The sequence below is a fragment of the Caballeronia sp. dw_19 genome (assembly GCF_018449515.1).
Classification (GTDB): Bacteria; Pseudomonadota; Gammaproteobacteria; order Burkholderiales; family Burkholderiaceae; genus Caballeronia.
In genome coordinates, this window is sequence record NZ_JAAVUQ010000026.1 from 96,611 (window position 1) to 110,645 (window position 14,035).

10 protein-coding genes and 1 pseudogene are annotated in these 14,035 nt (G+C 56.9%); 3 read left to right on the forward strand and 8 right to left on the reverse strand.

Going from position 1 to position 14,035, the window contains the following annotated elements; genetic code table 11:
* Nucleotides 1–205: 205 nt before the first annotated feature.
* Nucleotides 206–580, forward strand: a pseudogene (locus HB376_RS28210) (DDE-type integrase/transposase/recombinase); the annotation flags it as partial.
* 260 nt (nucleotides 581–840) lie between these two features.
* Here HB376_RS28210 and HB376_RS28215 read toward each other — a convergent pair.
* The 4 genes from HB376_RS28215 to HB376_RS28230 all read right to left on the reverse strand — a co-directional run bounded on the left by HB376_RS28215 (nucleotide 841) and on the right by HB376_RS28230 (nucleotide 4,519).
* Nucleotides 841–1,821 carry an ABC transporter substrate-binding protein gene (locus HB376_RS28215; protein WP_213767017.1) on the reverse strand — a complete coding sequence of 327 codons (981 nt, stop codon included), beginning with the start codon at nucleotides 1,819–1,821 and terminating at the stop codon, nucleotides 841–843.
* Nucleotides 1,822–1,859: 38 nt separating this feature from the next.
* Entirely contained in the window at nucleotides 1,860–2,564 is a 705-nt protein-coding gene (locus HB376_RS28220) for a class II aldolase/adducin family protein (protein WP_213767003.1), read from the reverse strand.
* Between the two features lie 93 nt (nucleotides 2,565–2,657).
* Nucleotides 2,658–3,671, reverse strand: coding sequence for a PDR/VanB family oxidoreductase (locus tag HB376_RS28225; protein ID WP_346730599.1), 1,014 nt, complete (start codon nucleotides 3,669–3,671; stop codon nucleotides 2,658–2,660).
* A 50-nt stretch (nucleotides 3,672–3,721) separates the two neighbouring features.
* A complete protein-coding gene (locus HB376_RS28230; RefSeq protein ID WP_255631613.1) occupies nucleotides 3,722–4,519 on the reverse strand; it encodes an IclR family transcriptional regulator in 798 nt (265 codons plus the stop codon).
* Nucleotides 4,520–4,889: 370 nt separating this feature from the next.
* Here HB376_RS28230 and HB376_RS28235 point away from each other — a divergent pair, with 370 nt between their 5' ends.
* Together HB376_RS28235 and HB376_RS28240 are read left to right on the forward strand one after the other, a co-directional pair.
* Nucleotides 4,890–5,912 (forward strand): aldo/keto reductase, encoded by a 1,023-nt coding sequence (locus tag HB376_RS28235; RefSeq protein ID WP_213767004.1) that lies wholly within the window; start codon nucleotides 4,890–4,892, stop codon nucleotides 5,910–5,912.
* A 62-nt stretch (nucleotides 5,913–5,974) separates the two neighbouring features.
* On the forward strand, nucleotides 5,975–7,063 hold the full coding sequence (locus tag HB376_RS28240) for an extracellular solute-binding protein (protein ID WP_213767005.1): 1,089 nt from the start codon (nucleotides 5,975–5,977) through the stop codon (nucleotides 7,061–7,063).
* 79 nt (nucleotides 7,064–7,142) lie between these two features.
* Here HB376_RS28240 and HB376_RS28245 read toward each other — a convergent pair whose 3' ends face one another.
* From HB376_RS28245 to HB376_RS28260, 4 genes are all read right to left on the reverse strand, one after another.
* Nucleotides 7,143–8,282, reverse strand: coding sequence for a porin (locus HB376_RS28245; protein WP_213767006.1), 1,140 nt, complete (start codon nucleotides 8,280–8,282; stop codon nucleotides 7,143–7,145).
* A 269-nt stretch (nucleotides 8,283–8,551) separates the two neighbouring features.
* Nucleotides 8,552–9,664, reverse strand: a complete 1,113-nt coding sequence (locus HB376_RS28250; RefSeq protein WP_213767007.1) for an ATP-binding cassette domain-containing protein — start codon at nucleotides 9,662–9,664, stop codon at nucleotides 8,552–8,554.
* A gap of 16 nt (nucleotides 9,665–9,680) precedes the next feature.
* Nucleotides 9,681–11,423, reverse strand: coding sequence for an iron ABC transporter permease (locus tag HB376_RS28255; protein WP_213767008.1), 1,743 nt, complete (start codon nucleotides 11,421–11,423; stop codon nucleotides 9,681–9,683).
* 389 nt (nucleotides 11,424–11,812) lie between these two features.
* Entirely contained in the window at nucleotides 11,813–13,159 is a 1,347-nt protein-coding gene (locus HB376_RS28260) for a Rieske 2Fe-2S domain-containing protein (protein ID WP_213767009.1), read from the reverse strand.
* Nucleotides 13,160–14,035: the final 876 nt, after the last annotated feature.

Sequence of the window (14,035 nt, forward strand, 5' to 3'; positions counted from 1 at the left end):
AGGTGCAGAAATCAGCGGCGCTTTTGACATTCGGCGTTGCGCGCGAGCGTTGATCGCCAACATCTATAATTCCGTCTATGTCACTGGCCGGCACAGCTGCCCTTTTCGTGATTCGTGCACCACTGTGTTATGTGACTCTTAGACTTAACATGCTTTCGTTGAGATTTGGCCTTCGCTCGGTGCAGTAGCCCTTAATTCAGTAGCATTCAAGCGTGCGCCACGCTCGAGCCCAGTGCCGCATAAGATCGTCACTAATCAACTGCGCAGCTATCCGGCGGCAAAAGCCGAGATTCCGGAGTTGGTGAGCGTGAAGCACGTGTTCGTCAAAACTGCAGCCCGGCTGAACAATTGTGCGGAGAACAGCCACCAACCGACCTGCCAACGCGAGCGTCACGTCCGTGGCTTTCGCGACCTGAAATGCGCACAGAAATTCCTCTCGTGCTTCGGACTGATCCGACAACATTTCACGCTCAAGCGGCATCTGCTATGCGCTTTACTTTACCGCAAACACCTCGCAGCCCGTTTCGATGCGTGGCGCGAATTCGCCGAACTCGCCCAAAATCCGTCAGCCGCTTATTGAAAGTCGTCACACCTCCCGTCGTAGCGCCTCGCTCTGGGCAACTTGTCAATGCTCGATGGACGCTGCGGCGGTCACTCCCCACTGACGATCGCTATCCGGTGAACCGAGTGGACCGGGAGCCCGCGTGCGGCCACAGCCCGGTGGCAGCGGCGAAAGGCAAACTGATCGACGGTCATGCGGCGGTGATCACAAGGCGGTGCGAACCGAGCTTGCGGGTTGGTATTACAGTACCCGGTTCGCGAGGGTCACTGCTGCGGCTATCAGATCTTCGCGGTTTCCCAAGTCGAAGGATGAAAGACTTCCTGCACTGTAAGCTGCCGTTTCGACAAGCCTTGCGAATGATGGTGACGCAGGAAAGTTTCGAGCGTATTGAGGTTGGGCTGAATACCGTATGACCAGTGATCGTCGCCGAGCAGTTCGCGTGCGGCCTTCAACTGCTCTTCGACAAACGGCAACGTGACTTTCGTTGCTGAGGTGTCCGACAGACGCTCGAGTGCGATGCGCTTCGAATGCTCAAACGCTTTCAGTACCGCAGCGGGCAACCAGGAATGCGCTTCGACGAGCGTCTTGCGAATGCCCACGACGTGCATGATCGGGAACACTTTCGTGCGGCGATAATAGCCTTTTGCTTCCTCTGTCGGATCCGAAAACAGCCAGCCCACGTCGGGGTTCTTGCAGCTAGGCGGGCGCGGCGCCATGAATCCATCGAGATCACCGCGATCAAGCATCGCCGAAATAGTGTCGCCTTCGGGCGCGCTTTCAATGCGAATGTCCTTCGGCAGATCAAGCTTGATCTTCTCGGGACGACCGGGTTCGTCAATACCCCCTCGTACCCACGTAATGTCCGACGGCTTGACCCCAAAGTCGTCTTCGAGCAAACCACGCGCCCAGACATTCGCTGTCAGTTGATATTCCGGCAGGCCAACACGTGCGCCTTTCAGATCCTCCGGGCGCGCGATCCGGTCTCGGCGGACATAAATCGAGGTATGCCGGAAGGCTCGCGACAGGAACACGGGAATTGCTACGTACGGGCAAGTGCCGTCTGCAAGTTTCACTGCATAACTTGAAAACGATAGTTCGCTGATATCGAATTCCTGGCTGCGGAACGCGCGAAAAAACATTTCTTCTGGCGAGAGCGTCATGAAAACGGGATCGACGCCGTCGATCTGTGCCTGTCCGTCCAGCAGCGGGCGCGTGCGGTCGTAGTCGCCGCATGCAATCGAAAGGTTGAGTTTACCAATCATAAGGAATCCTGGTGAAGATGGAAAGAAGAGATCGGTCAGTGCGCGTGCAGGCGGTTGGCCTTGCGAGCAAGGAAATCGAAATTCATGGTGAACTGTTCTTCGCGGGTGATCGCGTCGTGCAGGCGGCTGACCTCTTCGTCGGAGAAACGCTCGCCGACTCCGCCCGCCGCTTGCGCCATCAACTGGATCCTGCATGCTTCTTCTAGCGCGAGCGTCAGCACCACGGCTTCCTCGACCGTGCGCCCCGCAACTGCGACGCCGTGATTGCGCATCAGGGTCGCCTTGCATTGACCGAGGGCCTTCGCCACCCCGGCTCCCATCTCCTGCGTACGGACGAGGAACATGGTCTCGGTGTAGTACGGAAGGCCATCAGCGAATTTGCAGGCGGGCTGGCTGATCATCTGCAAGTTCTGACCGGTCGATGACAATGCGATAGCATGTGCCGGATGGGCGTGCACCACGCTGTTGATCTCCGGCCGCGCTTTGAAGATCTCCGAGTGAATGAACACTTCGCTATGTCGGCGCCCGCCCCCGCCAATCTTCTCGCCCGAAAGATTGCAAAGAACGATGTTCTCTTCGGTGATTTCATCGAAACCAAAACTGTGTGGTTTCATGATGAAGAGGTTCGAATCATCCGGGGTCCGGATGGATACATGACCGCGGGTCAGGTCGCCCAAACCATTGGCTTCAAGAATACGGCCCGCGTCTATCAACCTTCGCCTTGCTTCGTCCAGTGTCATAGTGTTTACCTCGCGCCCAAAGAAGGTACCGTACGGCGCGAGAGCGCGTCTCGCCGCAACAGTCATGTGCGTTTTCGTTTAAACCGGCTGCAGCTAAAAGTCGATCACCAGCCGTTCGGTTTTGGATCCTGAGCAGCAGATCAACATGGTCTTGCCGGTTTGCTGCTCGCTCGGACTTAGTACGCTATCCCGATGATCGGGAACGCCTGAGACCACGTTCACCTGACACGCGCCGCAAATTCCCTCTTCGCAGGAATAAGGCGCGCTGACGCCGGCGTCCCTCAAGACCTGGAGAATGGTTCTCCCCTTGGGAATGGCGAACTCTTGGCCGGTGCGATGTAATTGCACTACGTAGCCCCCATCAATCGCCGCCATTTGCTTCGGTGCAAAATATTCGACGTGCACTTGCTCAGGCGGGAGTGAGGCAGTGGCGGTTTCGAATGACTGGAGCATCGGCAAAGGACCGCAACAGTAGAAGTGCGCATCGGCTGGCGCAGCCGCGACAATCGCGGCGACGTCAAGATGTTGTCCAGCGCAATCCGCGTCAATGTGCGTGCGCACCTGGGCAAGACGTTCGATCTCATCGAGAAAGGCAGCGTCTCCGCGCTCCCTGCACGCATAGTGCATCTCGAATGAACGGCCGGCTTTTTCGAGGCGCTGCGCCATGCTCCAGATTGCAGTAACGCCAATGCCACCGGCAATCAATACCGTATGACGGGCGGTTTCGGACAATGGAAAGCTATTGCGCGGACCACCGATTTCAAGCGTCTGCCCAACACGCAACCTGTCGTGCATGAAGCTCGATCCGCCCCGGCTTGCACGCTCACGCTTGATGGCGATAAGGAAGGCTCGAGGATCGCCATCGGCTGTGATCAGTGAATACTGACGTACGATGCCGCCCGGCAAGTGCAGGTCAATATGCGCACCCGGTTCGACCGCCGGTAACGTCGCGTTGTCGGGACGGCGAATTTCATACACGTTGGTTTCATGGGCAGCGTAGCGGATCGCTGTCACGCGCATAGTCATGGTCGCTCGAGCCACGGGATGGTCAGCCGCACAGCTCCCTATACCGGGTGCCGTGTCGAGCACGGCGGCTGTATCAGACATAGGTTCCTCTTTCACTTTCAATTGCACGGCGCGCGATGCGGCCGCCTCTTTCACGGCTTGTTGCCAGTGTCGAGAACACTGCGCGATGGCAGGCGAGGTTTCAACGTAGCGGCAACATCGAGCAGCAGCTTGCGGAACGTCTTGATCTCGGCCGTGGTGAAGCGTGTCAGCAAGCCGGACACGGTCAGCGTACCTAACAATTCCCCGCTCTCGTTAAGCAGCGGCACGGCAATCGCGGCAAGATCCGGATCCCGCTCGCCCTTCGACACAACCCACCCGCGGGTGCGAACGGCCGCCGATGCTTCGTCAGTCGCAGCAGCGGGATCGAACGCCCAGAGCACCTTTCCCGCTGCACCGCTTCTCAATGGATGACGCGAACCTTCGTCCAGATGGTGCCGCGCCGAACGTGACGAATTCACGCGATACAGACACACCCGATCCATATCATCACGCACATAAAACGACGCCGTCTCACGCGTCAACGTAGATAGCTTTTGCAGCGCCGGCCGCACCAGATCTTCGAGGCTGACCTGCGCCGGACCCAGCGCGCCCAAGCGGCGCAGTTCGGGCCCTAGCAAATAATGGCCGCGTGGATCGCGTTGCAGGAATTTCATATACACGAGCGATGCAGCCAGTCGCAGGATCGTGCTTTTGTAGAAGCCTGATCGCTGGGCCAGCACGGCGAGCGTCAGGATTTCGCCCGGCTGCCTAAAACATTGGAGCAGCGCCAGCGATCGCTCGACTGCCTCGACCCGGGCACGGGGCTTTTCAGGGTCATCGCCGGTGAGGTCGTCGTTCGATGCGTCCGTCATTGCGTCGTCATCGTTTTCAATATGCTGAGTGTTCATGCTTGTCTCCTGCCACGTTGCATGGATGAATTTATAGCGCATTTATAGGTGTTCTGGCTAACAGAATTTGTGCCGCTTGACAGAACGATGGGTGAAAAATATTCTGACTTCACTAATGAAGAAGGAGACAAAAACAATGCTCAGCCCCGCGACGAACGACTGTCTAACCCGTGTTGGCCCAACAATTCCTGGTGGCAAACTGATGCGCCGCTTCCGGATTCCAATCGCGTCCTATTCTCAACTCGGTAATCAACCCGATAACAGTGCGGCGTGCATTCCGGGCGCCGGATAAGTCCTGTACATAGACAATAGGCACAGCTGTTGCCCAAGGCGTTGTTAGCCGCATTGCTCCCGCTTGAGGGTCTGGCAAATGAAATATAGAAAAGTAGGCGCGACCGATCTCACCGTTTCGGAAATCGGTTTTGGCTGCGGTGGAAATGCGGGCCTGATGGTGCGCGGCAGTTTCGACGAGCAGCTAACCGTGGTTGAACGCGCGCTCGACCTCGGCATTACCTATTTCGACAATGCGCCGGATTACGGTGACGGTGCAGCGGAAGAAAATCTTGGCCGAGTGTTGAAGCAGTTGCGAGCACGCCCGGTGATGAACTCAAAGGTTGAAATCCGCTCACGGGATCTCGACGATATCGCCGGCCACGTGGTGCGTTCAACCGAAGCCACATTGCGTCGGCTGCAACTTGATCACCTCGACATCCTGCAGATTCACAATGGCCCTGTGCACGGCGCGGCGCCGCTCGAGGGCAAGTATTACGCGACGCTTGGCATTGATCAATTCATGCGTCCCGACGGTGTGCTCGAAGGTTTGCGCCGGCTGTTGCAGGCCGGGAAGATCCGGCATGCCGGCTTTATTTGCCGAGGTAACGACATCGGCCCGATCAAGCAACTGCTCCAAACCGGTCTCTTCAGCATGATCAACGTCTGCTACACGATGCTCAATCCGACGCCCGGCATGGGGTGTCCCGAAGGCCTGAGAGTAGACAAGGACGGAGGCAACGTACTGAATGTCGCACGCGACGCCGGCTGCGGCTCGGCGATCTTTAGCGTCCTTGCCCGCGGGTTTCTAACCGATGACAGCGTGGAGGGCCACGAGCGTCATTCACTCGCCCGCAGTACCGGCGCTTACGGCGAGCGTGGCACGGAACTGCAGCGGCAAGCGGCGCAGGTCCGGTTCGTCGCTCGGGAACTCGGAATCAGCCTGGCTCAAGCCGCCTTCCGTTTCGTGCTTGGACATGCTGGCGTGACTACGGCATTGGGCGGTTTTTCGTCGCTCGCGCAGCTTGAGGAATTGACTCTCGTATCCGGCATGGACGCGATTCCGCCTGAGTTATTGAACAGGCTTGAGGCCGTATGGTGCAATAACTTCGCGGTAGGTTGAGAAACCAGTAAGCACCCTCGCCAAATACCGGCTTGATACTAAATAAATACGATGGAGACACGATGACAACAAGACGTACCATGACAAAAATGGCTGCGACCTGGCTAGCGTTGGCCGCCGTCAACGCGCCCTTGAGCGCGCGGGCAAACGAAAAGCTTTCGCCTAATCTTGGGTTGACGGGTTATACCGGCCCGGATCGAGCCGCAAAGATTTTGCAAGCCGCCAAAGCCGAGGGCGAACTGAACTTCTATACCTCGATAGCAGAACCGGATGTCGCCCCATTGATCGATCCGTTCCAGGCAAAGTACGGCATTCAGGTGAACATCTGGCGAGCAGGCGACGAACAAGTGGTTCAGCGCATCGTGGCCGAATCTCAAGGACACCGATACATTCCCGACGCCGTGCATACGGGTTCGTCTTTTCTCGACGCGTTACGCAGCGAGAAGCTTCTGCAACCGGTCGTGTCGCCGGTGATTGCAGACCTCATGCCCGAGACCATCCCTGATCATCATCAGTGGGCGGCTACCATGCTGTCGGTGTGGGTGCAAGCGTACAACACGCATTTGATCAAGAAGGCGGACCTGCCCACTTCCTATGCGGATTTACTATCGGCGAAATGGAAGGGCAAGCTGGGCATTGAAGCGAAGAGTTCCGACTGGTTCGCAACCGTGGCAATGCAGATGGGCCGCGACAAGGGTATCGATTTTTTCCGGGAGCTCGTTGCTACCAACGGCGTCGCTGCGCGAACCGGCAATTCGCTCTTGAATAATCTCGTGGCGGCGGGCGAAGTGCCGCTGGCGCTCGAGGTTTATAACTACATGCCGGCGCAAGCGAAGCGCAAGGGCGCGCCTATTGACTGGTTCGTCTTGCAACCGGCTGCCGCACGGGTCAATGGCGTCGCAATACTAAAGCACGCTCCGCACCCAGCCGCTGGCTTGCTGCTGTATGACTACCTTCTTTCCGTCGACGCCCAGAAGATCCTCGCGAGCCGCGATTACGTTCCGGCCAATCGTAACGTGGCCTCTCCTCTGAAGGACGTGCACGTAACACCTGTCGACCCTGCTATGCCGCTGACTGAGAAGACCGAGTGGAATACGATCTTCGACCAGATCTTCCTGCATGCCGCGTCAGGCAGGGACGCTTCAGCCTGAACGTAAAACACGCTATTCGCTTCTGCCGAAACGGAGGCAAATAGCGTGCGGATAGATCTCCAGGCTCTACTATCAAATCTTAGAAGCGGTGCCGGATCCCCATTTTCACTGCTATCTGGGTCGGTGTGCTGGATTGCCCAAGTGATCCAATAGAGGCGACCGCGGCCTGTCCCGTAGAGTCAATCCCGGATGCGTGCTGCCATATGCCGACAAGGTTCAGATCCGTGCGCTTTGAGAGCGCATAGTCCGGCCCGAAGTCGACTTGCTCGTACTTTGCGTTTCTGACTTTTGTGTAGTCAAAAGACAGGCCCACCAGCAGCGCCGGCGTAAAGTTATAGCGGCCGTTTATTTCGAAGCTATTGAAGACTGCCGTGCCGCTGTTCGGCGTGGACGCAGTACGCACAATGTCCTGATAGCGAGAGTTGGTGTAGACCAGCCCGACCCTGCCGTCGCCAATTTTATATGCCACACCTGCTCCAAAAATCTGCAGGACTTGCGCAGAGGCGTAGCCGCTAAACACGGGACTCTTACCCGGGGATGTATAGCCTTTGGCGCCCGGGAACACGGTCCCGTCGAGTGCGGACTCGGACGGGTTGTTCACGTTGTCATACACAAGAACAGCATCGAGAGGGCCTTGTGCGTAATTCAAAGCGAAGTTGTAGATCCGGTTCGTCGCGAAATTACCCGCTACGCCGCCCGGCGCGAACAAGGCGATTGCCTGCATACCGTACACGTGTGGCGATGCATATTTCAGCGAGTTATTGTCGCGGAAGTTGTCGTTAAGATTATCGAAGTCGCCTGGATGGGTGCCCACCCACGCCCATATGGAAGTCGCGGATATGTTCCTTCCAATGTATTGGCTCATCGCATCGCGTTGACGGCCCATGGTGAGCGTACCCAGCGTCTCGCTGCTGAGTCCCATGTACGCTTGTCGGCCGAACTCCCGGCCGCCTTGCAGCAACTTGCCATTGGATGAGTCAAAACCATTCTCCAAAGTGAAGATTGCCTTCAGGCCTGCGCCGAGATCCTCCGATCCGCGCAAGCCCCAACGGCTTCCATTGGTCTGCCCCGTGATTGTTTCCAGGTTCGCATGACCGGACTGGTTGTTGATGTACACCAGACCGGAATCAACGATGCCGTATAACGTCACCGAGGTCTGCGCATGAGCCGCGCCAGCCAGAAAAGGAAATGCGATTAATACTGCCGTTGCTTTCTTCATTGGGGTCTCCGTCCCGTTATATCGTCTCGAATCTATATGCCCGAGGGATCGTGCAAACCGATCTTCGGCATTGCATCCCTGCAGACTCAATGTAGTTATACTAACTATCTATTGTTTTATTTGACTCGGCTGCGTGGTCGTACTGCTATTCAATGCGTTACCGTCAAGCGTTTTTCCAATGACGGTGGCCCTGGTTCCACCTAACTCCCGTGCGCGGGATCAGGGCCGAATCCCGCCGTGCAATAAAAGCGGTTGATACGTACCCGGCCCTATACGGTCTCCGACCTGAGCGCGATGCAGCTGGCCGGATCGACGGAAAAGAAAATCGTCCCGCCAACCGGCGTTTTGTGTGCGGGATGAACCCGTGCGAGGACGACCTGTTCATTCACCTTGATCTGGAAGTCCAGGGTCTCGCCCAGAAATACCTTGGTGAATACCGTGCCTTCAAATACATTGTGCGATCCGGCTGCATCGCGGGTCTCATGAACCATGAGGTTTTCGGGTCGCATGGAAATGGTGACCTTATCGCCAGCTCGACAAGAAAATGCATTGGCGACCGCAACGGGCCCGATCGCCGAATCGACAATCAGGTGTCCGTCAGGTCCATCGCAACTAAGAACCGTTCCCTCTATGAAATTGGTCGTCCCCACGAAGTCTGCGACGAATTTGCTATTTGGCAAATCGTAAATCTCACGTGGCGTCGCTTTTTGAACGATGCGCCCTTCCCGCATTACCGCGATCTCATGCGACAACGCGAGCGCTTCCTCTTGATCATGCGTGACGTAAATCGTGGTAATCCGGAGCTCCCGCTGCATGCGTTTAAGCTCGAAACGCATCTTGTCGCGCAGTTTTGCATCGAGATTTGATAGCGGCTCATCAAGCAGCAAGAGCTTCGGCTCCATCACCAGGGCCCGCGCCAACGCTAGCCGCTGCTGCTGCCCGCCGGACATCTTCGTGGCATCGCGGTCGGCAATATGCTCCAGCCCGACAGCGGTCAAAACTCGTATGACCTTCTCTTCAATTTCGCGCTTCGAATATTTCTTTGTACCCACTTCCAATGGAAAGCTGCAATTCTTGAAGACGGACAGATGAGGCCAGATCGCATACGACTGAAAGACCATGCCGAACTGGCGTTTATTCGGAGGGACGAAAGTATTGCTTCCCGCTGCAAACACCGTCACGCCGTTCACTGAAATGGACCCTTCCACCGGACGCTCGAGACCCGCGATGGAACGCAGGGTCGTCGTCTTGCCGCATCCACTCGGGCCGAGCAGCGTGAAGAGCTTGCCTTGAGGCACATCGAATGAAACGTCGCGGGCAGCGCGTACGCGCACGTTATTGCCATCGACATATTCTGTATTCAAACCCTGAACATTTAGCACAATGATCTCCGTGTGTTCAGCCGCGGTTCGGCTTGACGCCGAACTTGCTGCCAATGTATTGAGCGAGGGAAACCAGTGCGAGCAACACAAAGATCAGCATCACGCTAAGTGCGGACAGCTCAACATACTGACCGTTTTGCCAAAGCTCCCAGATCACGATTGAAACCGTTTCCGAGCCCGGGCTGTATAGAAGAATGGAACTGGATAACTCGCGGATGGATACGATCAACACATAGATCCAGCCGGCCATCAGGCCCGGCTTGAGCAGCGGCAACACGATCCGATAGAAGGTGGAACTCCACGTCGCACAACTCATCGCGGCGGATTCTTCCAGTTCCTTGTGAATCTGGATCATCGACGTATTGGTGTAACGCATGCCGTAGGGCATGAAGCGGGTGATGTAAGCGAGGAGCAGGATCCATAGCGTGCCGTAGATGCCAATATCGACCTTCAGCGACACGATCATGAATGACAATCCCAGCACAAGCCCTGGAAAGACCAGCGGCAGCGACGCCAGGTTGTCGAGCAGCCAGCGACCCGGCAGCTTGGTCTTCACCACGATCCAGCAGATCACGGCGCTTAGCAGCATCACGGCGGTCGCGCAACCGAACGACAGCAGCAGACTATTTACCACTGCTGTGCGCAACGCCGGCAGATGAATGATGTAACGGTAAGCATCGAACGTGAGGTGATGCGCGGCCGCCAGCGATGGTAAGCGGTAATACTTTTGCAGGGACGACCAGAGCAGCACGGCTAGCGGCAATGCGACGATCAACAAGAAATAGATAACAAAGATGCCCGCGGTCACGAAGCGCCAGCCACCGAGATCCATCTGCCGGGGACGAAAGCCCTTGCCGCTGATGGTCGTATATTTGCCGCCGCGCGATGCAACCCGCGACTGCAGATACAGTCCCACCGACGTAATCAACAACAGCAGCATCGAATACGACGAAGCCAGTCCGACCTGGCTCGGATATTGTTCAATGGCTTCGTAGATCGACGACGTGAACACCTGCAACTTGACCGGCAAGCCGATCAGAGCCGGCACTTCAAACGACTCCAGAGCACGCACGAAAAGGATCAGCAACGTGGACACCACGGCCGGAAAAGCCAGCCGCAACGTGATTCGCCACATGGTGCGGGCAATGCCGGCGCCGCTCATCAGCGACGATTCTTCGAGCGAAGGATCCATGCCGCGAAAGGCGGCGGACATCAAGAGGAACGCCATGGTCGAATAATGCAGCCCGTCGACCCAGATCATGCCGCCCATGCTGTAGACGTTGAACACGGGCTTCGATAACCCGAATACTGACGTCAGCACAACGTTTAGCACTCCAATCTTCGGGCTTGCCAGGAAGATCCACGAGATCGTGAACAGGATGCCGGGGATGATCAGCGGGACAATGGTAATGGCGTAAAACAGCTTGCGAAACGGGGTATTCGTGCGCTCGATAATCCACGCAAGCAAGGTACCGATGAAAAATGACACGAGCGCTGCGCCCAACGCGAACTCCAGCGAATTGCCCAGCGTGCGCAGCGTTTCGGGACTGCCATACGCAATACGATAATTGCCGAACGTGAACATTGCCGGTGTATCGGCGACTTGCGGGGTGTAGAAGCTTTGCCAGAAGAGGAAGCACAACGGAATCAGCGCGAGGATGCCGGTGATCAGGACCGCCGCGCCAATGATCAGCCATTTGCTTTCGAGTCGGCGAGAACGCTGAATAGCGGTTTTCATCGCATCGAAGGTCATTTCCATACGATCCCCCTGTCGAGAGGATGACTCGGGGAATCCTGCAAGGTCAGCGTTGCACGCCTATCACCTGCCACGCACTCCGCGACGAGAACGGACCACGTGTTGTCAGTTGCTGTGACGGTACATCTTGTCGTCATCTTGTCTCCATTTATCTTTGTTCTTCTACCCAACCTGCGGGCATGCCGGTCTCGCCGGCACTGCGTTCACATTCCCTGGCAGCGGTGAGGCGAACCAGGGCGTCCTGGCCGCGTGGGGCACGGCTCTTAAGACGACACTATGCGAACGGTAATTTCGAGGATCCAGCTTAACGTTCGAGCGACGGTCCCGGTTAAACCCTCGGTCAATCTTTAGCTGCTGGATCCTCAGGTGAAGCAATGAAGCTTTAGGCTAAGTTAGCCGGGCGTGTTTTCAGTCGCCGTGGCTGTGCCCTGAGCGAGCTCGAACTCCTCGATGCGCCGATGCAAATCCTTGACCATCTCAAGCGCCGGCCCGTAACGGTCAGCATCGTCGTTAAAGAAACCCTTGTGATACAGCTTGCGGAAGTTGTGCTTCAACAGCGGCTTGCTGTAGTCGGGCGCTTCCCCCGTCCCATAGATAATCGGCGGTGATTCACGAAAGAAGTTGATCGGCTCCTCGCCCTGCTCCACGCGCGTAATTTGCTCGTCGAGCTGACGGCGCAGCAACACGATTGGAACGTCCGTACGCCCGAGCAACTCTGCACTGCGGTCCGTGATCGGCCCTTGCGCGTCCCATACCAGCGCATCTTGCGCCAACACGTAATCAAGAATCGGACGACCGTTCTCATCGTGGCGTGGCGGCTCGTACCACGGCACCGAATCCTGCTTGGGCACATCGACTCCCGGAGGCGCCGCGTAGACCTGATAGCAGATGTGATACGTGTGCGTGTCGTCGATCGGAACACGAATCTGATATTCGCTGCGCGGCGCACCAGTCTTGCCGGTCTGCGTATAGAACGGGAAGATCACCGTTGAGTGGTCGCGGGTGTAGTCGCTATCCGCCCCCAGTTCCTGCGAGTAATTCACGCCTTTCGCAAAACCATGCGTGGTCGGGTGAGCGTACAGCTCCTTGATGCCTACGCCCGTCTTCAGCCGCGTGTGCAGCGTGTGCTCTGCCTGCGCGGTAGCTTCTTCAAAGCGGCCTTGCTGCTTGAGCACGTACTGGAACATATGACCGTGCGCCCACGCGCTATGCGTGGGGTCGCCGGTGTTCTCATGGCACTGCAGCCAGTTGCAGTTGATCTGCATGATGGCAATCTGGCGGATCGCGTTGGGCCACACGAACAGGTCCCAGCGCGGTAATGCGGGCGCCGGAGCCGGGCCCATGTAAGCAAACACCAGTCCGCCGAGTTCTTCAACCGGATACGCCTTGAGCTTTTGCTTGATCTCGCCGCACGGGGTAGCTTCCATTGGGCGCTCGATGCATTTGCCCTCTTGATTGAAAAGCCAGCCGTGGTACGGACAGCGTAAGCCGCAATCGTCCGGAATTCCGAATTGAAGGTCCACGTTGCGGTGCAGGCAACGATCCCCCACCAGACCGAGCTTGCCGCTGTTGTCTTTGTACAGGACCAGGTCTTCGCCGAGGATGCGCACCTTGCGGACTGGATTGTCGTCGAGTTGGGAATAGGGCGCGATGGGAATCCAGTAGCGGCGCATTAGTTCGCCACCAGGCGTTCCAGGGCCGACACGCGTCAGGCGTTCGTTCATTGCGGGGCTGAGCATTGTTTTAGTCTCCTTCGTTGTAAGGCCAGAATTAGTGAAGTCAGAATATTTTTCGACCACCGTTCTGTCAATCGACACAAATTCTGGCAGACGGAATGCTCATTGAACCGTTTGGGAGAGGCAGCGATCGCCATGATGGCTGGCTTAGCAGAAGAGTTGGAACCGTGCGTGCTTCCCGGTATGACTCAAGCGCCCGTGGTTTCACTGATAAGCGCAACCCGCATATAGGCTCCTGTGATCTGGACGGCATCCAAGTCCGACTATCTTCTTAGTACTGCAAGTTAATATACGGATGTGGCCGCTGCAATATCGGTGCCGACAATACTCACGGCTGTCGGCGCGTCGCGCGCAGCGGGATGTCTGAAAAAAATGCGGTGGTTAGCGGCGTGACCGACTATGTCGCATGGCCACCGTGCCGTACACGGAGTCATGGACGGTTGCATCGTGGGGTATCACTATGCAAGATGGAAGGAGAAGAAAAGGAGCAGGAGCGAACGGCAGCCGTGAGCCAACGCACTGATATTGCGTCGGGCCCGGTCCAATAGACGGGTGGCGTCGCTCCGACCCGCCTTCAGTGGCGGGCGGTCGTCAGTCGTACACGGCTACCGCCTCATGGATCTGGTGCAAATAGCGGTGATAGTCGAGGACGTTAATTTTAATAGGATATGTCAACCCGCAAGACCGGCGGCGGAAGATAGCTGCCAGACGACATTCGATTCCAGATTCGATACAGATTATCCTTCAGATCTGCCTCGAATTCCGTCATCGACTGCTTGTCCACACCCGCCGCCCCGCGGTTGTCGTTCCTGGTTCTGTCGCGATAAGGTCATCTTGATGAGCAGAGCCGAAATGACAAGGACTGCTCACCTAACCATG

Coding starts and splice junctions, on each gene's coding strand:
- HB376_RS28240 (WP_213767005.1), top strand. CDS start 5,975: ATGACAACAAGACGTACCATGACAAAAATGGCTGCGACCTGGCTAGCG.
- HB376_RS28235 (WP_213767004.1), top strand. CDS start 4,890: ATGAAATATAGAAAAGTAGGCGCGACCGATCTCACCGTTTCGGAAATC.
- HB376_RS28245 (WP_213767006.1), bottom strand. CDS start 8,282: ATGAAGAAAGCAACGGCAGTATTAATCGCATTTCCTTTTCTGGCTGGC.
- HB376_RS28225 (WP_346730599.1), bottom strand. CDS start 3,671: ATGTCTGATACAGCCGCCGTGCTCGACACGGCACCCGGTATAGGGAGC.
- HB376_RS28260 (WP_213767009.1), bottom strand. CDS start 13,159: ATGCTCAGCCCCGCAATGAACGAACGCCTGACGCGTGTCGGCCCTGGA.
- HB376_RS28220 (WP_213767003.1), bottom strand. CDS start 2,564: ATGACACTGGACGAAGCAAGGCGAAGGTTGATAGACGCGGGCCGTATT.
- HB376_RS28230 (WP_255631613.1), bottom strand. CDS start 4,519: ATGAACACTCAGCATATTGAAAACGATGACGACGCAATGACGGACGCA.
- HB376_RS28255 (WP_213767008.1), bottom strand. CDS start 11,423: ATGGAAATGACCTTCGATGCGATGAAAACCGCTATTCAGCGTTCTCGC.